19 protein-coding genes and 3 tRNA genes are annotated in these 24,804 nt (G+C 58.0%); 10 read left to right on the top strand and 12 right to left on the bottom strand.

Annotation, left to right across the window (positions count from 1 at the left end; genetic code table 11):
• The first annotated feature begins 44 nt into the window (after positions 1 to 44).
• The 7 genes from JOE39_RS02380 (at position 45) to fabI (ending at position 9,990) form a co-directional block, all read left to right on the top strand.
• Positions 45 to 1,649: a LysM peptidoglycan-binding domain-containing protein gene (locus tag JOE39_RS02380; protein ID WP_024662022.1), complete on the top strand. Its 1,605-nt coding sequence runs from the start codon at positions 45 to 47 to the stop codon at positions 1,647 to 1,649.
• Positions 1,650 to 1,786: 137 nt separating this feature from the next.
• Positions 1,787 to 3,616 (top strand): extracellular solute-binding protein, encoded by a 1,830-nt coding sequence (locus JOE39_RS02375; protein WP_024664900.1) that lies wholly within the window; start codon positions 1,787 to 1,789, stop codon positions 3,614 to 3,616.
• Positions 3,613 to 5,469, top strand: coding sequence for an extracellular solute-binding protein (locus tag JOE39_RS02370; protein ID WP_210077957.1), 1,857 nt, complete (start codon positions 3,613 to 3,615; stop codon positions 5,467 to 5,469). The genes JOE39_RS02375 and JOE39_RS02370 overlap by 4 nt, the downstream gene beginning before the upstream one ends.
• A 1-nt stretch (position 5,470) precedes the next feature.
• Positions 5,471 to 6,544, top strand: coding sequence for a microcin C ABC transporter permease YejB (locus JOE39_RS02365; protein WP_003409733.1), 1,074 nt, complete (start codon positions 5,471 to 5,473; stop codon positions 6,542 to 6,544).
• 1 nt (position 6,545) lies between these two features.
• Entirely contained in the window at positions 6,546 to 7,565 is a 1,020-nt protein-coding gene (locus JOE39_RS02360) for an ABC transporter permease (RefSeq protein WP_003315267.1), read from the top strand.
• 1 nt (position 7,566) lies between these two features.
• Positions 7,567 to 9,177 carry an ABC transporter ATP-binding protein gene (locus JOE39_RS02355; protein ID WP_016567612.1) on the top strand — a complete coding sequence of 537 codons (1,611 nt, stop codon included), beginning with the start codon at positions 7,567 to 7,569 and terminating at the stop codon, positions 9,175 to 9,177.
• A gap of 18 nt (positions 9,178 to 9,195) precedes the next feature.
• Positions 9,196 to 9,990 carry an enoyl-ACP reductase FabI gene (gene fabI, locus JOE39_RS02350; RefSeq protein WP_003368564.1) on the top strand — a complete coding sequence of 265 codons (795 nt, stop codon included), beginning with the start codon at positions 9,196 to 9,198 and terminating at the stop codon, positions 9,988 to 9,990.
• Between the two features lie 93 nt (positions 9,991 to 10,083).
• On the opposite strand, the gene JOE39_RS02345 is transcribed toward fabI, so the two are convergent.
• Positions 10,084 to 11,967: a SurA N-terminal domain-containing protein gene (locus JOE39_RS02345; protein ID WP_003315271.1), complete on the bottom strand. Its 1,884-nt coding sequence runs from the start codon at positions 11,965 to 11,967 to the stop codon at positions 10,084 to 10,086.
• Between the two features lie 81 nt (positions 11,968 to 12,048).
• On the opposite strand from JOE39_RS02345, the gene JOE39_RS26460 reads away from it, so the two are divergent.
• Positions 12,049 to 12,180 (top strand): hypothetical protein, encoded by a 132-nt coding sequence (locus JOE39_RS26460; RefSeq protein ID WP_010425731.1) that lies wholly within the window; start codon positions 12,049 to 12,051, stop codon positions 12,178 to 12,180.
• Here the strand turns inward: JOE39_RS26460 and JOE39_RS02340 are convergent.
• From JOE39_RS02340 to tig, 5 genes are all read right to left on the bottom strand, one after another.
• Positions 12,173 to 12,445, bottom strand: a complete 273-nt coding sequence (locus JOE39_RS02340; protein WP_002552737.1) for an HU family DNA-binding protein — start codon at positions 12,443 to 12,445, stop codon at positions 12,173 to 12,175. The two genes, JOE39_RS26460 and JOE39_RS02340, sit on opposite strands and share 8 nt — an antisense overlap.
• A 146-nt stretch (positions 12,446 to 12,591) precedes the next feature.
• The gene (gene lon / locus JOE39_RS02335) at positions 12,592 to 14,988 is read right to left on the bottom strand and encodes an endopeptidase La (RefSeq protein ID WP_003423227.1); all 2,397 of its coding nucleotides are present in this window, start codon (positions 14,986 to 14,988) and stop codon (positions 12,592 to 12,594) included.
• 205 nt (positions 14,989 to 15,193) lie between these two features.
• On the bottom strand, positions 15,194 to 16,477 hold the full coding sequence (clpX, locus tag JOE39_RS02330) for an ATP-dependent Clp protease ATP-binding subunit ClpX (RefSeq protein WP_002552735.1): 1,284 nt from the start codon (positions 16,475 to 16,477) through the stop codon (positions 15,194 to 15,196).
• Positions 16,478 to 16,583: 106 nt separating this feature from the next.
• Positions 16,584 to 17,225 carry an ATP-dependent Clp endopeptidase proteolytic subunit ClpP gene (clpP, locus tag JOE39_RS02325; RefSeq protein WP_002552734.1) on the bottom strand — a complete coding sequence of 214 codons (642 nt, stop codon included), beginning with the start codon at positions 17,223 to 17,225 and terminating at the stop codon, positions 16,584 to 16,586.
• Positions 17,226 to 17,316: 91 nt separating this feature from the next.
• Entirely contained in the window at positions 17,317 to 18,627 is a 1,311-nt protein-coding gene (gene tig / locus JOE39_RS02320) for a trigger factor (RefSeq protein ID WP_003315274.1), read from the bottom strand.
• Positions 18,628 to 19,621: 994 nt separating this feature from the next.
• On the opposite strand from tig, the gene JOE39_RS02315 reads away from it, so the two are divergent.
• Positions 19,622 to 20,113, top strand: a complete 492-nt coding sequence (locus JOE39_RS02315) for a hypothetical protein (RefSeq protein ID WP_003342837.1) — start codon at positions 19,622 to 19,624, stop codon at positions 20,111 to 20,113.
• Between the two features lie 189 nt (positions 20,114 to 20,302).
• Here the strand turns inward: JOE39_RS02315 and JOE39_RS02310 are convergent.
• From JOE39_RS02310 to JOE39_RS02300, 3 genes are all read right to left on the bottom strand, one after another.
• A tRNA-Leu gene (locus JOE39_RS02310) sits at positions 20,303 to 20,387 on the bottom strand.
• A gap of 56 nt (positions 20,388 to 20,443) precedes the next feature.
• A tRNA-His gene (locus JOE39_RS02305) sits at positions 20,444 to 20,519 on the bottom strand.
• 51 nt (positions 20,520 to 20,570) lie between these two features.
• Positions 20,571 to 20,647 (bottom strand) — tRNA-Arg (locus JOE39_RS02300).
• Between the two features lie 296 nt (positions 20,648 to 20,943).
• On the opposite strand from JOE39_RS02300, the gene folD reads away from it, so the two are divergent.
• Entirely contained in the window at positions 20,944 to 21,798 is an 855-nt protein-coding gene (folD, locus tag JOE39_RS02295; RefSeq protein ID WP_003304374.1) for a bifunctional methylenetetrahydrofolate dehydrogenase/methenyltetrahydrofolate cyclohydrolase FolD, read from the top strand.
• A 61-nt stretch (positions 21,799 to 21,859) separates the two neighbouring features.
• On the opposite strand, the gene JOE39_RS02290 is transcribed toward folD, so the two are convergent.
• From JOE39_RS02290 to JOE39_RS02280, 3 genes are all read right to left on the bottom strand, one after another.
• Positions 21,860 to 23,632: an ABC transporter substrate-binding protein gene (locus tag JOE39_RS02290; protein ID WP_096116276.1), complete on the bottom strand. Its 1,773-nt coding sequence runs from the start codon at positions 23,630 to 23,632 to the stop codon at positions 21,860 to 21,862.
• An 84-nt stretch (positions 23,633 to 23,716) separates the two neighbouring features.
• Positions 23,717 to 23,989 carry a DUF2160 domain-containing protein gene (locus JOE39_RS02285; RefSeq protein ID WP_003415748.1) on the bottom strand — a complete coding sequence of 91 codons (273 nt, stop codon included), beginning with the start codon at positions 23,987 to 23,989 and terminating at the stop codon, positions 23,717 to 23,719.
• A gap of 12 nt (positions 23,990 to 24,001) precedes the next feature.
• Positions 24,002 to 24,802, bottom strand: a complete 801-nt coding sequence (locus tag JOE39_RS02280; RefSeq protein WP_003315280.1) for a carbohydrate ABC transporter permease — start codon at positions 24,800 to 24,802, stop codon at positions 24,002 to 24,004.
• Positions 24,803 to 24,804 lie beyond the last annotated feature (2 nt).

Here is a 24,804-nt window from a genome sequence, read left to right as displayed (position 1 = left end):
CCTAGAATCGCCCGACATTTTCGTCTGGATGTACCCCCCGAACAATGTCGTCATCTACCAGCAAGCCTTCACATTCGGACGCATTGACTCGGTTGGCTCAGGCCATGGCCGTCACCGCGAGTGCCCTTCTGGCCGGTTGCCAGAGCACCGCCAGTGTCGACCCGGCCAGCAATCATCGCGCGCCTAACCTGGCCGCCGGAATCAAGCAAAAACCGATTTTCCTGTCGCACAAGCCTGCCACCCCTCTCGCACCTCCACAGGATGTCTGGGAGCGCATGCGTCAGGGCTTTCAACTGCAACAAGGCAACGATCAGAACCCCCGCATCGATCAACAGCGCCTGTGGTTCGCCAACAACCCTTCCTTTCTGGAAAACGCTGGCGAGCGCGGCAGCCTGTACATGCACTACATCGTCGAGCGCCTTGAAGAACGCAACATGCCGCTGGAGCTGGCGCTGCTTCCGGTCATCGAAAGCGCCTATAACCCGATGGCCGTTTCGCGCAGTCAGGCGGTCGGCCTCTGGCAGTTCATCCCGTCGACCGGTCGTTACTTCAACCTGCGCCAGACCAGCTTTTATGACGGACGTCGCGATATCCAGGCGTCGACCGTTGCGGCACTGGATTACCTGACCCGCTTGCATGACATGTTCAACGGTGACTGGTTGCTGGCCCTGGCAGCCTACAATGCCGGCGAAGGCACGGTGAGCCGTGCCATCGAGCGCAATGACAAGCTCAACCTGCCGACCGACTACTGGAACCTGCCGCTGCCGCAGGAAACCCGCGATTACGTGCCCAAGCTGCTGGCCCTGTCCCAGGTGGTGCTGTCGCCGGAAGCTTACGGCGTCAATCTGAACCCGATCGCCAACCAGCCTTACTTCGAAGTCGTCGAGCTCAACAAGCGTGTCGACCTGTCCAAGGTGGCCAGCGCCGCCGATATCGACGAAGACGAGCTTATCCAGCTCAACCCTGCCTACAAGAAGCGCCTGACCGTCGATGGCCCACAGCACCTGCTGGTGCCCACCTCCAAGGCGCAACTGCTGACGGCCAGCCTGCTAACCATGAAGCAGGAAGAACTGGTCGCCTGGCAGCCTTACCGGGTGCGCAAGGGCGATACCCTGGAAAGCCTGGCCAGTCGTTACCAGGTCACGGTCAGCTCGCTCAAAGGCAATAACAAGCTGTCCGGCAACCGTTTGAAGGTCGGTCAGTCGCTGAGCATACCGGTCAAGCCGGGCATGCAGAATTCACAGCCCGTGTTCGAAGCGCTGGCCAGCAACGACAGGCCGTCACGTACCCGTAGTTACAAGGTACGCAGCGGTGACAACCTGACCAACATTGCGCAAGCCAATAAGGTCGATGTCGAAGACCTGCAACGCTGGAACAAGCTGACCGGCAAAAAGCTCAAGGTCGGCCAGACGCTGGTCATGCAGGACACCAGCAAGCCTGCCGGCAAAGCGGCCAGCAAGGCGGTCGCCAGCACCGGTGGCAAGGACAGCGAAAAGAAATCCATGCAGTACAAGATCCAGAAAGGCGACTCGATGTACCTGGTCGCCAAGCGCTTCAACGTCGAGATGCAACATCTCAAGCGCTGGAATCCGCGTAGCGGTCAGGCTCTCAAACCCGGCCAGACCCTGACCGTTTACCTGCCACATTGATGAGCGCGGCCACTTGCCCTTCAACAACCTTGGGGCGGGTGGCCGACGCAGCCCTGGCAGCGCCATCACCTGCAGTCTTTTTCCAGCTGGAACAAGCTGTTACTGTTAGCGACCCGAAAGCCCAAGCCGCCTGGATCGTGATACGTCCCTTCCTGCTAACCCTCAGCCTGGCCTTGAGCTTCTGCGCCAACGCATCCATCACTGAAAGTCATGGTTACGCGCAGTTTGGTGTTCTCAAGTACCCGGCCAGCTTCACTCATTTCGACTGGGTCAATCCCGAGGCGCCGAAAGGTGGCACCCTGAGAATGATGGCCTTCGGCACGTTCGACACGCTCAACCCCTACACATTCAAGGGCAGTAGCCCGGTCTCGACCGGCAACTTCCTGCAGTATGGCGTCAACGAGCTGAACGAACCGCTGATGGTCGGCACAGGCCAGTACGACCCGTCCGGCGATGAACCAACCTCCAGTTACGGGCTGATCGCCCAGTCCGTGGAATATAGCGAGGACCGCAGCTGGGTGGTGTTCAACCTGCGCCCGCAGGCGCGCTTCCATGACGGCAAGCCGATCACCGCCTACGACGTGGCGTTTTCCTACCGGACACTGCTTAAGGACGGTCACCCTCAATACCGCACCGCCTTGCAGGAAGTGCAGCGCGTCGACATCCTTAATCGTCATCGCATCCGGTTTGTCTTCAAGCGCTCCGGCAACCCGCTGCTGATCCTGCGCCTGGGCGAACTGCCGGTGTTGCCGCAGCACTACTGGAAGGACAGGGACTTCAAGGCGACCACCTTCGAACCGCCGCTGGGCAGTGGCCCCTACCGCATCACCCGCGTGCAGCCGGGTCGGCAACTGGTGTTCGAGCGGGTCAAGGATTACTGGGGCAAGGACTTGCCGGTCAACCGCGGCAAATACAATTTCGATCGGGTCGAGGTCGAGTTCTACCGCGACAGCGACGTGGCGTTCGAAGCGTTCAAGGCGGGTGAATTCGACATCTACATCGAGCATCAGGCCAAGAACTGGGCCAATGGCTATGACTTCCCCGCAGTCGCCAGCGGTCAGGTGATCAAGGCGCAGATTCCGCACCGCATACCAACCCAGACCCAGGGCCTGTTCATGAACACCCGGCGCGCCGCCTTCGCCGACATCCGCGTGCGCGAGGCCTTAGGGCTGCTGTTCAATTTCGAATGGACCAACCGCACGCTGTTCAGCGACGCCTATGACCGTTCGACCAGTTACTACCCCAACAGCGAATTTTCCGCGACGGGCCTGCCGACCGGGGCCGAATGGCTGCTCTTGGCACCCTACCGCGATCAGTTGCCCGCCAGCCTGTTCACCCAGCCGTTCAGCCCGTCAAAAACCGATGGCGGCGGGATCCCGCGCGAAACCTTGCGCAAGGCCCTGAAGCTGCTTGCCGAGGCTGGCTGGACACTCTCGGACAAGGGTTTGCTCAATGCCGACAAGCAACCGTTGCGCTTCGAGATCCTGCTGGTCAACCCCAACCTCGAACGCATTCTGCAGCCCTACATCGAAGACCTGCGCCGCCTGGGGATCATTGCAGGGCTGCGCACCGTCGACCGCGCCCAGTACAAGCAACGTCTGGACCGTTTCGATTTCGACATGATTCTGATGACCCTGCAGCAGACCCTGAGCCCCGGTCTGGAGCAGTGGCAGTACTTCCATTCCAGTCAGGCCGCGATCAACGGCAGCAAGAACTACGCGGGTATCGCCAACCCGGTGGTCGATGTCCTGCTGAACAAGCTGCTGGCCGCGCAGACCCGGGACGACCAGGTCGCCGCAGCGCGGGCGCTGGACCGTGTCCTGCTGTCTCAGCACTACAGCATTCCCAACTGGTACCTGAACAATCATCGGCTTGCCTATCGCAACCGATTCGCCATGGTCACTACCCCGCCCTACACCCTGGGGCTGCGTGCGTGGTGGCTCAAGACTCTGGAGAAGCCCCGATGAACCCTCTGCACTCCCTGCGCTCGCAGGCAGTCGGCCTGCTGCTGGCCAGCCTCGCCTGCACGGTACAGGCTGCGCCTCAGCATGGCGTGACACTGTATGACGAAGCGCCGAAGTACCCGGCTGATTTCAAACATTTCGACTACGTGAACCCGGATGCCCCCAAGGGCGGCACGCTGCGCCAGGCAGGCTTCGGCGGCTTCGACAGTCTCAACCCGTTCATCAACAAAGGTGTACCGGCAGACGACATTGGTCTGATCTACGACACCCTGGCCCGCTCGAGCCTGGATGAACCGTTCACCGAATACGGACTCGTCGCCGGCAAGATCGAGAAATCCCCGGACAACAGCTGGGTGCGTTTCTATCTGCGCCCCGAGGCGCGTTTTCATGACGGTCACCCGATCCGCGCCGACGATGTCGAGTTCAGCTTCAAGACCCTCATGGAGCACGGCTCGCCCATGTACAAGGGCTACTACGCCGACGTCGATCAGGTCATCGTCGAAGATCCGTTGCGCGTGCTGTTCAAATTCAAGCACAAGGGCAGCCGCGAGTTACCGTTGATCCTTGGTCAGTTGCCAGTGCTGCCCAAGCATTTCTGGGCTGATCGCGACTTCAGCAAGGGCAACCTGGACTTCCCGCTGGGCAGCGGACCTTACAAGGTCGCCGACGTGAAGGCCGGTCGTTCGGTGAGTTATGAGCGGGTCAAGGATTACTGGGCAAAGGACTTGCCGATCAACAAGGGCTTCTACAACTTCGACGTACTGACGACCGACTACTACCGCGACAATACGGTAGCGCTGGAGGCCGGCAAGGCCGGGCAATTCGACTATTGGATCGAAACCAGTGCCAAGAACTGGGCGACCGCCTACGACACGCCCGCAGTGCGCGACGGCAGGCTGATCAAGGAAGAGCTGCCCAACGGCAACCCGACCGGCATGCAGGGTTTTGTCTTCAACCTGCGCAAACCTGTGTTTCAGGACGTCAGGGTCCGCGAGGCGCTGACTCTGCTGCTGGACTTCGAGTGGACCAACAAACAGCTGTTCAACGGCTCGTACAGCCGCACCAAAAGCTATTTCGACAACTCGGAAATGGCCGCCAGCGGCCTGCCGTCTGCGGAAGAACTCAAGCTTCTCGAGCCATTGCGCGGCAAGATTCCGGATCGCGTGTTCAGCGAACCCTTCACCCTGCCGGTTACCGATGGCAGCGGCATGATCCGGCCGCAGCAGCGTCGGGCCTTCCAGCTGTTGCAGGAAGCGGGCTGGAAGATCGTCGACGACAAGATGGTCGACGCGCAGGGCAACCCGATAAAAATCGAGTTTCTGATTGCCCAGACCGAGTTCGAGCGCATTCTGCTGCCTTACAAGCGCAACCTGAGCGACCTGGGTATCGAACTGGTGATTCGTCGTGCCGACGTGTCGCAATACATCAACCGCCTGCGCTCGCGCGACTACGACATGATCGTCACGGGCTATCCGCAGTCCAGCTCGCCCGGTAACGAGCAGCGCGTGTACTTCGACTCGTCCAGCGCCGACAACCCGGGCAGCCGCAACTTCATGGGCCTCAAGGACCCTGCGGTGGACTCGCTGGTCAACGGCCTGATCAACGCCGACTCACGGCAAAGCCTGATCACCCATACCAAGGCGCTGGATCGTGTGCTGCTGTGGGGCTTTTACGTTGTCCCGAACTGGCACATCAAGACCTGGCGCGTGGCTTACTGGAACCACCTTGACCATCCGAAGGCCAAAGCGCTTTCCGATATCGGTCTGATGACCTGGTGGGCCAGGCCGGATGTCAAACCGGCGACCGCGACCCCGTCAGCCCCTGATCAGGCCAAGCCTGCGAACGCGGAGCAATAACATGCTGGCTTATATTCTGCGACGGCTGCTGCTGATCATCCCTACCCTGCTTGGCATCCTGATCATCAACTTCGTCATCATTCAGGCTGCGCCCGGTGGCCCGGTCGAACAGATGATCGCCAAGATCGAAGGCTTCGATGGCGCCACCAGCCGGATTGCCGGAGGCGGCGCCGAAGTATCAGTGGCCGGCTCCAACTACCGCGGCGCGCAAGGCCTGGACCCGGCACTGGTCAAGGAAATCGAACGCATGTACGGTTTCGACAAGTCGGCGCCGGAACGTCTGTGGATCATGATCAAGAACTACGCCACGCTGGATTTCGGCGACAGCTTCTTTCGCGATGCCAAGGTCATCGACCTGATTGTCGAGAAGATGCCGGTGTCCATTTCCCTCGGGTTATGGAGCACCCTGATCATGTACCTGGTGTCGATCCCGCTGGGGATTGCCAAGGCCACGCGCCACGGCAGCCAGTTCGACGTATGGACCAGTTCGGCAATCATTGTCGGCTACGCCATTCCAGCGTTCCTGTTCGCGATTCTACTGATCGTGGTGTTTGCCGGGGGCAGCTACTTCAATTGGTTTCCACTGCGCGGGCTGACCTCCAACAACTACGACGAGCTGAGCACGCTGGGCAAGCTGTTCGATTACTTCTGGCATCTGGTGTTGCCCGTCACCGCGCTGGTGATTGGCAACTTTGCCACCATGACGCTGCTGACCAAGAACAGCTTTCTCGACGAAATCAGCAAGCAATACGTGACCACGGCCAAAGCCAAGGGCCTGAGCAACCACAAGGTGCTCTACGGCCATGTGTTTCGCAACGCAATGCTGCTGGTGATCGCCGGCTTCCCGTCAGCGTTCATCGGCATCTTCTTCACCGGCTCGCTGCTGGTGGAAGTGATCTTCTCGCTGGACGGCCTGGGCCTGATGAGCTTTGAAGCCGCGATCAACCGCGACTATCCGGTGGTGTTCGGTACGCTGTTCATCTTCACCCTGCTGGGGCTGGTGGTGAAGCTGATCGGTGATATCACCTACACACTCGTGGACCCGCGCATCGACTTCGAAAGCAGGAAGCATTGATATGAAGCTGTCTCCTCTCAATCGCCGTCGCTTCGAACGCTTCAAGGCCAACAGGCGTGGCTGGTGGTCATTGTGGCTGTTCCTGATTCTGTTCGGCCTGAGCCTGGGCGCCGAACTGATCGCCAACGACAAACCGCTGGCCGTGCGTTATGACGGCAGTTGGTACTTCCCGGTATTCGAGCGTTACCCGGAAACCACCTTCGGCGGTGAGTTCCCGCTGGAAGCCAACTACAAGAGCCCGTACATCAAGGAACTGCTCGCCGCGAAGGATGGCTGGACCCTGTGGGCGCCCATCCCGTTCAGCTACCAGAGCATCAACTACGACCTGAAAGTCCCTGCCCCGGCGCCGCCTTCGCGGGAGAACCTGCTGGGCACCGATGATCAAGGCCGTGACGTGCTGGCACGGGTGATCTACGGTTTCAGGATTTCGGTACTGTTCGCCCTGACCCTGACCATCCTCAGCTCGATCATCGGCGTCATCGCCGGTGCCTTGCAGGGCTTCTATGGCGGCTGGGTCGACCTGCTGGGCCAGCGCTTCCTCGAGGTCTGGTCGGGTCTGCCGGTGCTGTATCTGCTGATCATCCTCGCCAGCTTCGTACAACCCAACTTCTGGTGGTTGCTGGGCATCATGCTGCTGTTTTCCTGGATGAGCCTGGTGGACGTGGTGCGCGCCGAGTTCCTGCGTGGCCGCAATCTGGAATACGTAAGGGCCGCGCGGGCGCTGGGCATGGAGAACGGCGCGATCATGTTCCGCCACATCCTGCCCAACGCCATGGTGTCGACCATGACCTTTCTGCCGTTCATTCTCACCGGCGCCATCGGCACCCTGACGGCGTTGGACTTTCTGGGCTTCGGCCTGCCCGCCGGCTCGCCGTCTCTGGGCGAGCTGGTAGCGCAGGGTAAGTCCAACCTGCAGGCACCCTGGCTGGGCATCAGCGCCTTCGCTGTGCTGGCCATCATGCTGAGCCTGCTGGTGTTCATCGGCGAATCCGCCCGCGATGCTTTCGACCCAAGGAAATAAGATGAACAATGACAATCTGATCGAAATCCGCGATCTGGCGGTCGAGTTCGTGACGGGCGACTCACGGCAACGCGTGGTCGAGAACATCAGCTTCGATATTCGCCGCGGTGAAACGCTTGCGCTGGTCGGCGAAAGCGGTTCGGGCAAGTCAGTGACCGCGCACTCGATCCTGCGCCTGCTGCCCTACCCCATCGCCAGCCACCCGAGCGGCACGATCCGCTACGCGGGTGAAGACCTGCTGAAAGTGGAAGAGAAAAAACTGCGCACGATCCGTGGCAACCGGATCGCCATGATCTTCCAGGAGCCGATGACCTCGCTCAACCCGCTGCACTCGGTGGAAAAACAGATCAACGAGGTACTGGGCCTGCACAAGGGCCTGACCGGCAAGGCGGCCACCGAGCGCACGCTGGAGCTGCTTGAACTGGTTGGCATCCCTGAGCCACACAAGCGCCTCAAAGCGCTGCCACACGAGCTGTCAGGTGGCCAGCGTCAGCGCGTGATGATCGCCATGGCCCTGGCCAACGAACCCGAGCTGCTGATTGCCGATGAACCGACCACCGCGCTGGATGTGACGGTACAGCTGAAGATCCTCGAATTGCTCAAGCAGTTGCAGGCTCGCCTGGGTATGGCACTGCTGCTTATCAGCCACGATCTGAACGTCGTAAGGCAAATAGCCAATCGAGTATGTGTCATGCAGCGCGGTTGCATCGTCGAACAGGCATCGTGCGAAGAATTGTTCCGTTCGCCGCAACATCCTTACACCAAAGTGTTGCTCAGCGCCGAGCCCAGCGGCGGTCCTTCGACCAACCCCGCGGGTGCTCCGCTGCTTGAAATCGAGGACCTGAAAGTCTGGTTCCCGATCAAAAAAGGCCTGCTCAAGCGCACGGTCGACCACGTCAAGGCGGTGGACGGCATACGTTTCAGCCTGCCGGAAGGGCAAACGCTGGGTATTGTGGGGGAAAGCGGTTCGGGCAAATCGACGCTGGGCCTGGCGATTCTCAGGCTGATCGGCAGTCAGGGCACCATACGGTTCAAGGGCAACGCGCTAGAATCCTTGTCGCAACAGCAGATCCGTCCGCTGCGCAGGCAGATGCAAGTGGTTTTTCAGGACCCGTTTGGCAGTTTGAGTCCGCGTATGTCGGTGTCTGAAATCGTTGGCGAAGGCTTGCGAATCCACGGCATGGGTACGGCCGCCGAACAGCAGACGGCGATCATCGAAGCGCTCAAAGAGGTTGGTCTGGACCCGGATACCCGGCACCGCTACCCTCACGAGTTCTCCGGTGGCCAGCGCCAGCGGATCGCCATTGCACGTGCGCTGGTCTTGAAGCCGGCGCTGATTTTGCTGGACGAGCCGACCTCGGCCCTCGACCGGACCGTACAGCGTCAGGTCGTCGAGTTGCTTCGCTCGCTGCAAACCAAGTACAACCTGACGTATTTGTTCATCAGCCATGACCTGGCTGTCGTCAAAGCGCTAAGCCACCAGTTGATGGTGGTCAAGCAAGGCCAAGTGGTCGAACAGGGTGCAGCGCAGGATATCTTCGCCGCACCGCAACATCCTTATACACAGCAGCTGCTGGAGGCCGCCTTTTTGGCGCCGGTAGCTGTCGATTAACCTGAAGAGGAACAACACATGGGTTTTCTCGCCGGTAAGCGCGTCCTGATCGTCGGTGTCGCCAGTAAACTGTCCATCGCATCCGGCATTGCCGCCGCCATGCATCGTGAAGGCGCAGAGCTTGCCTTCACCTACCAGAACGACAAACTCAAGGGTCGTGTGGAAGAGTTCGCCGCAGGCTGGGGTTCGGGTCCTGAGCTGTGCTTCCCTTGCGACGTGGCCAGCGACGAAGAGATCAACAAGGTCTTCGAAGAGCTGAGCAAGAAATGGGACGGCCTGGACGTGATCGTTCACTCGGTCGGCTTCGCGCCTGGCGATCAGCTCGATGGCGACTTCACCGAAGCCACCACGCGCGAAGGTTTCCGCATCGCTCATGACATCAGCGCCTACAGCTTCGTGGCCCTGGCCAAGGCCGGTCGCGAAATGATGAAGGGCCGTAATGGCAGCCTGCTGACCCTGTCCTACCTGGGCGCAGAGCGCACCATGCCCAACTACAACGTCATGGGCATGGCCAAGGCCAGCCTGGAAGCCGGCGTTCGTTACCTGGCCGGCAGCCTCGGCCCGGAAGGTACTCGCGTCAATGCTGTATCGGCCGGCCCGATCCGCACCCTGGCCGCGTCAGGCATCAAGAACTTCCGCAAGATGCTGGCTGCCAACGAAGCGCAGACTCCCCTGCGCCGCAACGTCACCATCGACGAAGTCGGCAACGCCGGCGCGTTCCTGTGCTCTGACCTGGCGTCGGGCATCAGCGGTGAAATCATGTACGTCGACGGCGGCTTCAACACCACCGCGATGGGCAGCATGGACGAGTGACACGGTAAACGCCGCTCCTCGCGAGCGGCACTTTCCCGGACTCGAAAAAAAGGCCGCTCAATGAGCGGCCTTCTTTATTTGCGCGTTTCGAGATTAGAACTTCTCGATCTTCGCCTTGCTTTCCAGCTGTGCACGGTACGCCGCGAAATCCTGTTGCCCCTCGCGGGAAGCAAGGAAGCGACGATATTGTGCCTTCTCGGCATCGGTCGGCGCAGCCGCCTGATTGACGCCATTGAGACGGACGATCACGAAGCTGCCATCCGACGCAGTGATGCTGGCGAACTCCGGCTTGTCCTTACCTGTCGGCTTGGGCATGCGGAACAGCGTCTGCAGCACTTGAGGGTCAACCCCTTCCTGACTGCGAGTGACCGCTTCCATCATCTTCCAGTCACGACCTTCCTGCTTGGCCGCCAACGGGATCTTGCCGTCACGCAGACCGGCCAGCAGCGCCTCGCCCTTGGCCTTGGCAGCGGCCGAAGCATGCTCCTTGACCAGTTGAGCGCGAATCGAGCTGGCAACGCTCTCAAGTGGCAACTGCTGCGGTTGCAAGTGCTCTTTGGAGCGCACCACCACAACGGTTTCCGGATCCAGCTCAAGCGTGTTGCTGTTTGCGCCTTCTTCCAGCACTTCAGGGCTGAATGCCGCCTGGATGACCGCGCGGTTGGCCGTCAGGCCTTCGCCGCCTTCACGACCGAACGGTGCAGTGGTCTGAACCTTCAGGCCCAGGTCCTGTGCCGGCTGGGACAAGTCCGACGATTCAAACGCCGAGTCTTCCAGTTGCTTGGTCACTTCGACAAACTTCTGCTCGACCAGCTGCGATTTCAAATCGTTGGTCAGCTTGCCTTTCAGACTGGCAAAGGTCGGCACCGAAGGTGCTTCAACGCCCAGCAGCTTGATCAGGTGCCAGCCGAAGTCGGTACGCACCGGCTGCGAAACCTGGTCCTTGTTCAAGGCATACAGCGCCTCTTCGAAAGCCGGGTCATAGACACCCTTGCCTGCGTAGCCCAGATCACCGCCCTTGTTAGACGAACCAGGGTCCTGCGAGTATTCCTTGGCCAGTGCCGCGAAATCCTCACCCTTGGCCAGACGCTGCTGAATTTCTTCAATCTTCGCCTTGGCCTGCTCGTCATTCAGCTTGTCGTTCACTTCGATCAGGATGTGTGCCGCACGACGCTGTTCGGACAGATTGGCTATTTCCTTCTGATAAGCCGCCTGCAAGTCCTCGTCCTTGACCTGCACCTTGTCGAAGAAGGACGACTTCTTCAATTCGATGTAGTCGAGTACGACCTGCTCAGGGCTCATGAACTCCTTGGCATGCTCGTCGTAGTGAGCCTTGACTTCGTCATCGGTCACCTTGACCGCCGAGGTATCGGCAGGCAGGGTCAGCGACGCAAAATCACGGGTCTGCTTTTCGAGGCGTGCGAAGGCTTCAACCTGTGCGTCGGTTACAAAGGCACTGCCGGCAACACCTGCACGCACCTGACCAATGAGCATTTCCTGACCCAGCATCTGGCGGAACTGCAGACGGCTGTAACCCAACTGGCGAATGACCTGATCGAAACGGTCTGCGCTGAATTTGCCATCCACCTGAAACTCAGGCGTCTGCAAAAGCTGCTGATCCAGTGCCGCGTCGGAAAACGAGAACTTGGCATCCGCCGCGCCTTGCAGCAGCAGCTTGCGGTCGATCAGGCCCTTGAGCGCTGATTCGCGCAACAGCTTTTCATCCAGCATGGCAGGATCGAAATCCTTGCCCAACTGTTGCGAAAGCTGTTGAGCCAACTGGCGGCGCTGCATGTCGACGGCCTGGCTCAACTCATTCTGAGAGATGTCCTCGCCGTTGACTTCAGCCGCGTTCTGCTTGTTGCTGGTAGCGGTAAACATCGCTTCGATGCCGGTGAAGGCCATCAAGGCGATGATGAGTCCGATAATTGTCTTGGCAATCCAGCCTTGTGAATTGTCCCTGATGTTCTGCAGCATTGCGTCCCCCAAAACGGTTGTACTGACTAACCAACCGCGGAGCGTGGGTAGAAAGCGGATAGAAGAAAGGCGCATCCGAGGATGCGCCTTCTCGTAACTGACGAAGCGGTAGGGCTCGAACCCTTCGGTGTCGCAACCGAATGCACCACCGCTCCGCTACTGGATCAGGACAGGCCCGATCCAGCGGGCAAAGGCATCGAGAGGCTTAGTTGACAGCTTCTTTGAGAGCTTTACCGGCTTTGAAACCTGGTTTCTTGGCAGCAGCGATTTCCAGCGTCTTGCCGGTCTGAGGGTTGCGACCGATGCGAGCAGGACGATCAGTCACGGAGAACGTACCAAAGCCAACCAAAACAACCGAGTCGCCAGCCTTCAGAGCGCCAGTGACGGATTCGATCACTGCGTCCAGCGCACGGCCAGCAGCAGCTTTCGGGATATCAGCAGATGCAGCGATAGCATCAATCAGTTCCGACTTGTTCACTCTAAGTCCCCTTATCTCTATTTTGAGTATGTTTCTAAGTTTTAGGTGTTAAGCAAAACGAGCGCTGGAAGGCTTGCCGGTGATTGCTTTAAAGAGCCGCTTTATAACAAGGGCTCTAAAAAGCTGTCAAGGAAGCCTGCCCAGACTTAATGCGTGCTAATTCTGTCCTTAGAGTCAGACTCGCGCTTCTCTTCCTTGGCGACCAGATCTGTAGCCACGTCCGGCAAAGGCTCCGGCGCGTATTGCAGCGCAATTTGCAGGACTTCGTCAATCCATTTAACGGGCTTGATCTGCAGATCCTGCTTGATATTGTCAGGAATCTCCTTCAAATCACGCACGTTTTCTTCTGGAATGATCACCGTCTTGATTCCACCACGGTGTGCGGCCAGAAGTTTTTCCTTCAAACCACCAATCGCCAGCACTTGACCACGCAGGGTAATTTCGCCCGTCATTGCCACATCTGCCCGCACAGGAATCTGTGTAAGCGCCGAAACAAGTGCGGTGCACATGCCCACGCCAGCACTCGGTCCATCCTTCGGCGTGGCACCTTCCGGCATGTGGATATGCGTGTCGTGTTTCTCGTGGAAATCAGCGGGGATGCCCAGGCTACGGGCGCGGCTGCGAACCACTGTCTGGGCTGCGGTAATGGATTCGACCATGACATCACCCAGCGAACCGGTCTTGATCAACTGCCCCTTGCCCGATACGACCGCCGCTTCGATGGTCAGTAGTTCGCCGCCCACCTGAGTCCACGCCAGGCCGGTGACCTGACCGATCTGATCCTGCTGCTCTGCCAGCCCGTAGCGGAACTTGCGCACGCCCAGGAAGTGCTCGAGCATGTCGGCAGTGACCTGCACCGCGAAACGTTTTTCCATCGCGTGCTCTTTGACCGCCTTGCGGCAGACCTTGGCAATCTGCCGCTCAAGCCCGCGCACACCCGCTTCACGGGTGTAGTAACGGATGATGTCGCGGATCGCTTCCTCGTCAAAACTGATCTCGCCTTTCTTCAAGCCGTTGGCCTGAATCTGCTTGGGCGAGAGGTACTTGACGGCGATGTTGATCTTTTCGTCTTCGGTGTAGCCCGGCAGGCGAATGACTTCCATCCGGTCCAGCAGCGCTGGCGGAATGTTCATCGAGTTCGACGTGCAGAGAAACATCACGTCCGAAAGATCGTAGTCGACCTCAAGGTAGTGATCGTTGAAATTGTGGTTCTGCTCGGGATCAAGCACCTCGAGCAGTGCCGACGCCGGATCGCCACGCATGTCACTGCCCATCTTGTCGATTTCGTCAAGCAGGAACAGCGGGTTGCGAACGCCCACCTTTGTCATCTTTTGTATCAATCTTCCTGGCATCGAACCGATGTAAGTCCGGCGATGACCACGAATTTCAGCCTCGTCACGCACGCCACCCAGTGCCATACGCACAAATTTGCGATTGGTCGCGTTGGCGATGGACTCCGCCAGGGAGGTTTTACCTACACCTGGAGGACCTACCAGACACAGCACAGGGCCGCGAATCTTCTTCACGCGCTTTTGCACAGCGAGGTATTCGAGGATGCGTTCCTTGACCTCGTCCAGACCATAATGGTCGGCATCGAGAATCGCTTCAGCGCGCGCAAGGTCCAGACGTACTTTGCTTTGCGCCTTCCACGGCACCTGAACCAGCCAGTCGATATAGGAGCGAACCACAGTCGCTTCGGCCGACATCGGCGACATTTGCTTGAGCTTGTTCAGCTCGGCATTCGCCTTGGTCAGAGCGTCCTTGGGCAGGCCGGCAGCGTCGATGCGCTTTTTCAGCTCTTCGATCTCGTTGTGGCCTTCGTCGCCATCGCCCAGTTCCTTCTGAATGGCCTTCATCTGCTCATTCAGGTAGTACTCGCGCTGGCTGCGCTCCATTTGCTTCTTCACACGACCGCGAATGCGTTTTTCAACCTGCAGCAGGTCGATTTCGGCATCCAGCAAGGCGAGCACGTGCTCGACACGGGCTGACAGGTCGATAATCTCGAGGATTTCCTGCTTCTGCTCGATTTTGAGCGCCATGTGCGCTGCCATGGTGTCGACCAGGCGGCCAGGCTCATCGATGCTGTTAAGCGACGACAGGACCTCTGCCGGGACTTTCTTGCCCAGTTGCACGTATTGCTCGAACTGAGCCAGCAGGCTGCGCACGAACACTTCGGATTCACGATCCGGTGCGTCGACTTCTTCGATCAGCGCGACGTCTGCTCGGTAGTGACCATCGACTTCGATGAAACGCTCTACCGAACCACGCTGCTCACCTTCGACCAGCACCTTGACGGTGCCATCGGGCAGCTTGAGCAATTGCAATACGGTGGCAATGGTGCCGACGCTGTACAGAGCCTTTTCATCAGGATCGTCGTCAGCCGGATTTCTTTGCGCGAGCAGCAGGATCTGCTTGTCGCCTGTCATTGCCGCTTCAAGGGCTTCGATAGACTTCTCGCGCCCCACGAACAGCGGGATAACCATGTGCGGATAAACCACGACATCACGCAATGGCAAGAGAGGCAATTCAATAGTGGTCTTCATGATTTCGCCTCTACGGCGGCCAATTGGCCGGGACAGATGGAATTAGCTTGAAGCCAAGATGGGGGTAGCGTCCAAAAAAAACAAGCTCTAGAGGCGCGACCCGCCAAGATCAGTTTCTTCATACAAAACGAATGAGCGGCTTAAAAATGCAAAAGGGGACCAAAAAGGCCCCCTTCAGTATTACTTCACGCCTATGAACATGCGTTTATGCGTCGGGAGCAACCTTGGCAGGCGGCTCGCTGTTTTCGTAGATCAACAGCGGCTTGGACGTGCCATCGATAACGCTTTCGTCGATCACCACCTTGCTCACATCGCTCTGCGACGGGATTTCGTACATGGTGTCGAGCAGCACGCCCTCGAGAATCGAACGCAGGCCACGGGCACCGGTCTTGCGCTCCAGCGCGCGACGGGCAACCGATTTCAGCGCATCGGTACGGAACTCGAGGTCCACACCTTCCATCTCGAACAGCTTGGCATACTGCTTGGTCAGCGCGTTCTTCGGCTCGGTGAGGATCTGTATCAACGCAGCCTCATCCAGCTCGTCCAGCGTCGCAAGCACCGGCAGACGGCCCACGAACTCGGGGATCAGACCGAACTTGACGAGATCGTCAGGCTCGACTTCACGCAGCGACTCGCCAACCTTCTTGCCCTCCTCCTTGCTGCGAACCTCGGCGTTGAAGCCGATGCCGCCACGGGTGGAACGGTTCTGAATGACCTTTTCCAGGCCCGAGAAGGCGCCACCGCAGATAAAGAGGATATTACGCGTGTCCACCTGCAGGAATTCCTGCTGCGGGTGCTTGCGACCACCTTGAGGCGGAACGGAAGCCACGGTGCCCTCGATCAGTTTCAGCAAGGCTTGCTGCACGCCTTCACCGGACACGTCACGAGTGATTGAAGGGTTGTCGGATTTGCGCGAAATCTTGTCGATTTCGTCGATGTAGACAATACCCATCTGGGCCTTCTCGACATCGTAATCACATTTCTGCAACAGCTTCTGGATAATGTTTTCGACGTCCTCACCCACATAACCGGCTTCGGTCAGGGTGGTGGCGTCAGCAATGGTGAACGGCACGTTAAGCAGGCGAGCCAGTGTTTCGGCCAGCAGCGTCTTGCCGGAGCCCGTAGGGCCGATCAGCAGGATGTTGCTTTTGCCCAGTTCGACGTCGTCGTTCTTCTTGTCACGCTGATTCAAACGCTTGTAGTGGTTGTACACCGCTACTGCGAGAACCTTTTTGGCACGTTCCTGACCGATGACGTACTGGTCAAGGATGCCGCTGATTTCTTTAGGCGAAGGCAATTTATGCGCGCTGCTTTCGGCCTGGGCTTCCTGCACCTCCTCACGGATGATGTCATTGCACAGGTCGACGCACTCGTCGCAGATAAAGACCGAGGGGCCGGCAATCAATTTGCGCACTTCATGCTGGCTTTTGCCACAGAAGGAGCAATAGAGCAATTTGCCGTTGTCCTCGCCGTTGCGGGTGTCAGTCATTCGATCGATCCAATCCGGTAGGCTTGCAACACAAGATGAAGGCTATTGCGGGCTTTTTCAAGTCCGCAGGCGGTCGGTTGTGCCGACCCCCTACATTTTGAGCCGCTTAGGCAGGCATTTGACGCTTGTTGATCACCGAGTCGATCAGGCCGTATTCGGCTGCACGCTCTGCGCTCATGAAGTTGTCACGCTCGGTATCGCGCTCGATGGTTTCGAGGCTCTGGCCGGTGTGATGCGCCAGCAGCGAGTTGAGACGATGACGAATGTGCAGGATTTCCTTGGCATGGATGTCGATGTCCGACGCCTGGCCCTGGAAACCGCCCAGCGGCTGGTGAATCATCATCCGCGAGTTGGGCAGGCAATGACGCTTGCCTTCTGCACCGCCGGCCAGCAGGAATGCACCCATGCTGCAAGCCTGACCGATACAGATGGTCGAAACGTCCGGCTTGATGAACTGCATGGTGTCGTAGATCGACATGCCTGCAGTCACCGAACCGCCCGGCGAGTTGATGTAGAGATGGATATCCTTGTCCGGGTTTTCCGCTTCAAGGAAGAGCAGTTGTGCCGCGATAAGGTTGGCCATGTAGTCCTCTACCGGACCAACCATAAAGATGACTCGCTCCTTGAGAAGGCGCGAATAGATGTCATAGGCGCGTTCGCCACGGGCGGACTGCTCGATAACCATCGGGACCAGGCCGCCAGCGGCCTGGATGTCAGAGTTCTGCTGAATATAAGAATTGCGGGACATGTCCTGCATTCACTCCCAAATAGTCGAGTCTTGAATACGCACAAGCCAGCGCGAAGGCTGGCTTGTGGGTGTTTTCGCACGAAAAGAGAAATCAGTCGGCTTTTGGAGCTTCCACCGGCTTGACAGCTTCTTCGTAGGAGACCGATTTGTCGGTCACGCTAGCTTTCTGCAAAACAGTATCTACAACTTGCTCTTCAAGCACAACAGAACGTACCTCGTTCATTTGCTGCTCGTTCTTGTAGTACCAGGCAACGACCTGCTCAGGCTCCTGATAGGCGGAGGCCATTTCCTGAATCATTTCGCGAACGCGAGCGTCATCAGGCTTGAGGTCGAACTGCTTGACGACCTCGGCAACGATCAGACCCAGCTCGACGCGGCGCTTGGCCTGCTCTTCGAACAGCTCTGCCGGCAGCTGGTCAGGCTTGATGTTGCCGCCGAACTGCTGAACGGCCTGCACACGCAGACGGTTGACTTCGTTTTCCAGCAGCGCTTTAGGCACTTCGATCGGGTTGGCGGCCAGCAGACCGTCCATGACCTGATTCTTGACCTTGGACTTGATCGCCTGACGCAGCTCGCGCTCCATGTTCTTGCGAACTTCGGTGCGGAAGCCTTCGATACCGGTTTCCTTGATACCGAACTGCTTGAAGAACTCTTCGTTCAGCTCAGGCAGCTTTGGCTCGGAAACGGTGTTGACGGTCACGGTGAACTCGGCAGCCTTGCCGGCCAGCTCGAGGTTCTGATAGTCCTCAGGGAAGGTCACGTTCAGAACGCGCTCTTCACCGGCCTTGGCGCCAACCAGACCGTCTTCGAAACCAGGGATCATGCGGCCGGAACCCAGAACCAGCTGGGTGCCGGTAGCGGAACCGCCAGCGAACACTTCGCCGTCGACCTTGCCGACGAAATCGATGTTCAACTGGTCTTCGTTCTGGGCAGCACGATCAGCCACTTCGAAACGAACGTTCTGCTTGCGCAGCACTTCAAGCATGTTGTCCAGATCGCTGTCAGCCACGTCGGCAGACAGGCGCTCTACGGAGATGCTGTCGAAGCCGGCAACGGTGAATTCCGGGAATACTTCGAAAGTAGCCACGTATTCCAGATCTTTGCCTTTTTCGAACGACTTGGGCTCTACTGCAGGAGCACCGGCCGGGTTCAGCTTCTGCTCAACCACAGCTTCATAAAAAGTAGCCTGAATCAGATCGCCCAGTGCTTCCTGACGTGCGCCGTCCTCGTAACGCTGACGAATCACGCTCATAGGCACCTTGCCAGGGCGGAAGCCCGGGATCTTGGCTTTGCGCGCGGTCTGTTGCAGACGCTTGTTGACTTCAGTCTCGATGCGTTCGGCAGGCACGCCAATGGTCATGCGGCGCTCAAGAGCGGAAGTGTTTTCAACAGAAACTTGCATGGATATTCCTCGTTGCACAGACGTTAGCCGGCCGTTTCCGACCCCAGAATCAAGGGCATGCATTCTAGTGGGTCATACTCAAGAAGTCACCCTACTGAAAAAGGGCGGATTTATAGGACGAGAGCGGAGCGCAGCGGCGCAAGGAAGAACAGAGCCTTGCACCCTCGGCGACGCGTCTGGCACGGCTTCTATATAAAGAAGCATCAGCACCGGAGACGACCGACCCCGTCCATGTAGCGCGCCCCACTCGACCGACGGCGAAAAGGCCAGTCGACCAGCGAGACGGTAAAGCGAATACGCTGAAACAAAAAAACCGCTCGAGGCGGCTTTTTTCTCGCGACCCGAGCACTCACTCGACGTCACATGTGTCATGGCGAACGGAGAGTACAAAACGAAATCTCCAGAAACCTGCCACGCCAGGCTCCAGCCTTGACGCCTGAAATCAATGCATTTTTTGATGTACTGATTCAATGGCGCAAGGCAGCTTCCAGCCTGATTCAACCCGGCGCGCATCGTACACAACGTGGCGATGACGCGCCACCCATTGCAAGCATTTGACGGGACTGACAATTTTTTATGCAAATAAGTCCTTTGATCAACCGCCAGAAGGTGTGTATCGAATGCGACGTCAATGCGTAATCGAATGCCACCGCCAACCAGAGAAATCGTCTGTGTCTGCCAGGTTTTACACACGCCAAACGCAGCGATAGAAGCACCGCACGCTGTCGAAAGGAACGGCAGCATCCCAGAGCAGAGCGCCTGGCTGGATACGACTGCATGGGGAGAAGGAAGCGCCGGGGCGCCTCCTGTGCTCAAGGCAGCGCCTTGTACAGCACTGTCAACCGCTACATAATCCGGCCAGATTCCAGCAGCAAGGACAGAGACCCGCGCGATTGGCGAATCGTACAATTTCGCGCTGCGTCGATAGCGCGGTAGAGCGTTTAAATATTCAACAAATCAATGCCCTACACATTGATACCCCTCAGGAAAAACCATGTACAAGATGATTGCTGCATTCAGTTTTCTGGCTATAGCCTCAGCAACAATGACCGGGTGCAATGATAAAGAAGGAAGCCAGGGAAGCGCAGCAACCACCAAAACCAATTATTATTCATCAGACAAATGCAATATTGACTCAATTGCTGGACAGATTAGCGCAGGAACAGGAGCGAGCATTTATGTACCGCGAGGCGTCGCTGTGTTCAACGGCTGGGCGATCGACACTGCCAACCAGGACGCCCCAAAGGAAATGAGACTTCGCCTGACGGGCTACAAAGGAACTCCCACTGTATTCAAGGCCCCCGCCATCGTTGATCGCATTGACCTGGTAAAGACCTATAACAATGAAAAACTCTTGAAATCAGGCTTTTCATTCACGGCAGATTTATCCTCCATGGAGCCCGGCGGCTACAGCGTAGCCATCGAGATCCCTGGAGCGAATTCGTCTCTCCTGTGCCAAGGCAAGGTATTGCTGGTTATTGAATAATCAGAAAAACCGCTTCCTGCCTTGAGACAGCAGCACATCGCGGCGCGAGCAAGAGCATCCTGCTCACGCCGTTGCCGCTCAACAATCTTCAGACCACAGAAATACTAAACCCGAGACAACAAAAAGCCCGCACTTGGCGGGCTTCTCTTGGCTTTCGCGGTGCTCACTGGAACCCGGCGAAAGTACATCTGGTGCGGACGGAGAGACTCGAACTCTCACACCTTGCGGCGCTGGAACCTAAATCCAGTGTGTCTACCAATTCCACCACATCCGCATTTCAGACTTTTAAAGCAAAGGCGCCAGACTATGAATCTGGCGCCCTTCTTAATATGGGGTGGACGATGGGGTTCGAACCCACGACCGCAGGAGTCACAATCCTGTGCTCTACCAACTGAGCTACGCCCACCATATTGCGCGTGACGATACAACCTACTTGCTGTGCCAAAGCTGCCTTTAATGGCGCACCCGGCAGGACTCGAACCTGCGACCATCCGCTTAGAAGGCGGATGCTCTATCCAGCTGAGCTACGGGCACTTATATAATTTGTACTCTTGCGATAACAAACTAAAAGGCTTTCAATCAATCACACCGAGCTGATTTGCAACTCTGCCTGACCGAATCAACCAGTGCTAGCTTAACCAGTGCTGGGCTCTGCCCGGCAAGTGCGACGAATCTTATAGACGCCCCCTGGGGTCGTCAACCTTTTTTTGAAAAAAATTCAGCTAGATAAAGGAGTTAGCTGAATATGCAAAGCAATCGCCTTTGCCCTCGCGCCATGTCATGAGAGAATGCGCGCTCATTTTTTTCCTCTCGATGGTTAATCACGCGTCATGACTGCAAAACTAATCGACGGCAAGGCGATCGCCGCCAGCCTGCGCCAGCAGATCGCCAAACGTGTCGCCGAACGTAGCCAGCAAGGTCTGCGTACGCCGGGCCTCGCGGTGATTCTGGTCGGCAGCGACCCCGCCTCCCAGGTCTATGTCTCTCACAAGCGCAAGGACTGCGAGGAAGTCGGTTTTATCTCCCAGGCTTACGACTTGCCCGCTGATACCACTCAGGCAGCACTGACCGATCTGATCGACCGCCTCAATGAGGATGCCGCTGTCGACGGCGTCCTGCTGCAACTGCCCTTGCCCGCGCACCTTGACGCTTCGTTGCTGCTGGAGCGCATTCGCCCGGACAAGGACGTGGACGGTTTCCATCCTTATAACGTGGGTCGCCTCGCCCAGCGCATTCCGCTGCTGCGTCCGTGCACGCCCAAAGGCATCATGACCCTGCTCGAAAGCACCGGTGTCGACCTGTACGGTCTGGATGCCGTCGTCGTCGGCGCGTCCAACATCGTCGGCCGCCCGATGGCGATGGAACTGCTGCTGGCGGGCTGCACCGTCACGGTGACCCACCGTTTCACCAAGGATCTGGCAGGCCACGTGGGTCGTGCCGATCTTGTGGTGGTTGCCGCCGGCAAGCCGGGCCTCGTCAAAGGCGAATGGATCAAGCAGGGCGCGATCGTCATTGATGTCGGCATCAATCGCCAGGAAGACGGCAAGCTGGTAGGCGACGTGGTTTACGAGACCGCCCTGCCCCGCGCCGGCTGGATCACTCCGGTTCCGGGCGGCGTCGGCCCCATGACCCGCGCCTGCCTGCTGGAAAACACGCTGTACGCGGCAGAAACCCTGCACGACTGATCAGCCTGCGGCGATAAAAAACGGCACCTTGAAGGTGCCGTTTTTTTACCTCGACAAAACCTTACTTCTTGGCTGCCTCCCAGCTTTTCAGCAGGTCAGCGTAGGCGATGGTTTCACCCTTGGGTTTCTCGTTGGCCAGCTTACGCTGTGGCGCGAGGAACTTGCCGTTGCTCTCTTCGGCCTTCTTGTACCAGGCTTCTGCAGTGGTTTCCGGATTCATCTTCGGCGCACACTTGCTGGCTTCCTGAACCTTGGAACGCTCGATGCGCGTCATGATTGCATCCTGGTCCTTGGCCAGACCGTCGAGGGCCTCCTGCGCAGTCTTCTCGCCGGTGACCGCCTCGGCCACATGGCTCCACCACAGCTGTGCCAGCTTCGGATAGTCAGGCACATTGGTGCCGGTAGGCGACCATTGCACGCGTGCCGGGCTGCGATAGAACTCCACCAAACCACCCAGTTTAGGCGCCAGCTCGGTCATCTCCTTGGAATTGATATCCGACTCGCGAATCGGCGTCAGGCCGACGATGGTTTTCTTCAGCGAAACGCTTTTCGAGGTCACGAATTGCGCATACAGCCAGGCGGCCAGGCGCTTTTTCTCGTCGGACGACTTCAGGAACGTCCATGAACCGACGTCCTGATAGCCGAGCTTCATGCCTTCTTTCCAGTAAGGGCCTTTTGGCGAAGGCGCCATGCGCCACTTCGGCGTGCCGTCAGCATTCATCACCGGCAGGCCTGGCTTGGTCATGTCGGCAGTAAAGGCGGTATACCAGAAGATTTGTTGCGCGACGTTACCCTGCGAAGGCACTGGTCCGGATTCGGAGAAGGTCATGCCCGCCGCTTCCGGCGGCGCATAGGCTTTCAGCCAGTCGATGTATTTCTGTGTGGCGAACACTGCCGCCGGGCCGTTGGTGTCACCACCCCGGGTAATGCTGGAGCCGACCGGATGGCAGTCTTCGACGCGAATACCCCACTCGTCCACCGGCAGACCGTTAGGCAAACCCTTGTCGCCGCTGCCGGCCATGGAGAACCAGGCATCGGTGAAACGCCAGCCCAGTGACGGGTCTTTCTTGCCATAGTCCATGTGACCGAAGACTTTCTTGCCGTCGATCTCCTTGACGTCTTCGCTGAAGAACTTGGCAATGTCCTCGTAAGCCGACCAGTTGACCGGAACGCCCAGCTCATAGCCGTACTTGTCCTTGAATTTCTTTTTCAGGTCGGGACGTTCGAACCAGTCGGCACGGAACCAGTAAAGGTTGGCGAACTGCTGATCAGGCAGCTGATAAAGCTTGCCGTCTGGAGCGGTGGTAAATGAGATACCGATGAAGTCGTTCAGGTCCAGCGTCGGCGAGGTGACTTTACTGCCTTCCGGACTGGCCATCAGATCCGTCAGAGACAGGGCCTTACCGTAGCGAAAGTGCGTACCGATCAGGTCCGAGTCGTTGACCCAGCCGTCATAGATGCTCTTGTCCGACTGCATGGCGGTCTGCAGCTTTTCGATGACATCACCTTCCTGCAGCAAGTCATGGGTGACTTTGATACCGGTGATTTCAGTGAACGCCTTGGCCAGGGTCTTGGATTCGTATTCATGGGTGGTCAGGGTTTCCGACACCACCTTGATGTCCATGCCACGAAACGGCTTGGCAGCTTCGATGAACCACTTCAGCTCTTTCAACTGCTCGTCATCGGAAAGCGTACTCGGCTTGAATTCGCTGTCCGCCCACTTCTTCGCCGCATCTTCGTACTTATCCGCCCATGCCGACACACTCAACCCGCTGAGCATGATCATGGTTGCCAGCGTCACGCTATGTTGCAGCTTGTTTTTCTTATTGAACATAGTCATCTCCAGGTTGCTTTCATGTAGTCCCGCTTTTCCAATGCCGCCGACCGGATCACCCCGGCAACCGCGCCCGGCCGCTCTCTAACCCCAACGCATCACCACCAACAGCCACACCAGGGAAGCCCCAGAAGCGATCCATATGCTCCAGTCCGTCGCGCCGATCACCAGCAAATGCAGATAAGCGCTACCTAAAAGCCCAATGAAAAGACGGTCGCCACGCGTGGTGGCAATCGGCAGAAAACCGCGACGCTCGATACTTGCCGAGCGCAACTCCCATACGGTCATCCCTGCCAGCAGCAGCGCAATGCTGATGAAGAAGGCCGCAGTGGGCAGTGTCCAGGACATCCACTCCATTTTTTCGACTCCTCAGACACGACCAAGAGCAAAGCCCTTGACCACATGGTTGCGAACGAACCAGATCACCAGCATGCCCGGCAGAATGGTCAACACCCCTGCCGCCGCCAGCACCCCCCAATCGATACCCGATGCCGACACGGTGCGGGTCATCACCGCAGCGATCGGCTTGGCGTTCACCGACGTCAGGGTGCGCGCCAGCAACAGCTCGACCCAGGAGAACATGAAGCAGAAAAACGCGGTGACCCCGATACCCGAACCAATCAGTGGAATGAAAATCTTCACGAAAAACTTGGGAAAGCTGTAACCGTCGATGTAGGCCGTTTCATCGATTTCCTTGGGAACGCCGGACATGAAACCCTCCAGAATCCATACGGCCAGCGGAACGTTGAACAGACAGTGCGCCAGTGCCACGGCGATGTGCGTGTCAAACAGACCGATGGACGAATACAGCTGAAAAAACGGCAGCAGGAAGACTGCCGGTGGCGCCATGCGGTTGGTCAGCAGCCAGAAGAACAGGTGCTTGTCGCCGAGAAAACGATAGCGTGAAAACGCGTAGGCTGCCGGCAATGCGACGCTCAGCGATATCACGGTATTGAGGCACACGTAGTACAGCGAGTTGAGGTAACCGCTGTACCAGCTCTCGTCGGTGAAGATCACCTTGTAGTTGGCCAGGGTGAAATCCTGCGGCCACAGGGTCAGGCCACCGAGGATCTCGGTATTGGTCTTGAACGACATGTTGATCAACCAGTAGATCGGCACCAGCAGAAACAACAGGTAAATCCACAGCGGTATGATTTTGCGCAGACTCATGA

Source organism: Pseudomonas sp. PvP100, assembly GCF_017833055.1.
GTDB classification, from domain to species: domain Bacteria; phylum Pseudomonadota; class Gammaproteobacteria; order Pseudomonadales; family Pseudomonadaceae; genus Aquipseudomonas; species Aquipseudomonas syringae.
This window is presented reverse-complemented; position numbering and strand designations above follow the sequence as displayed.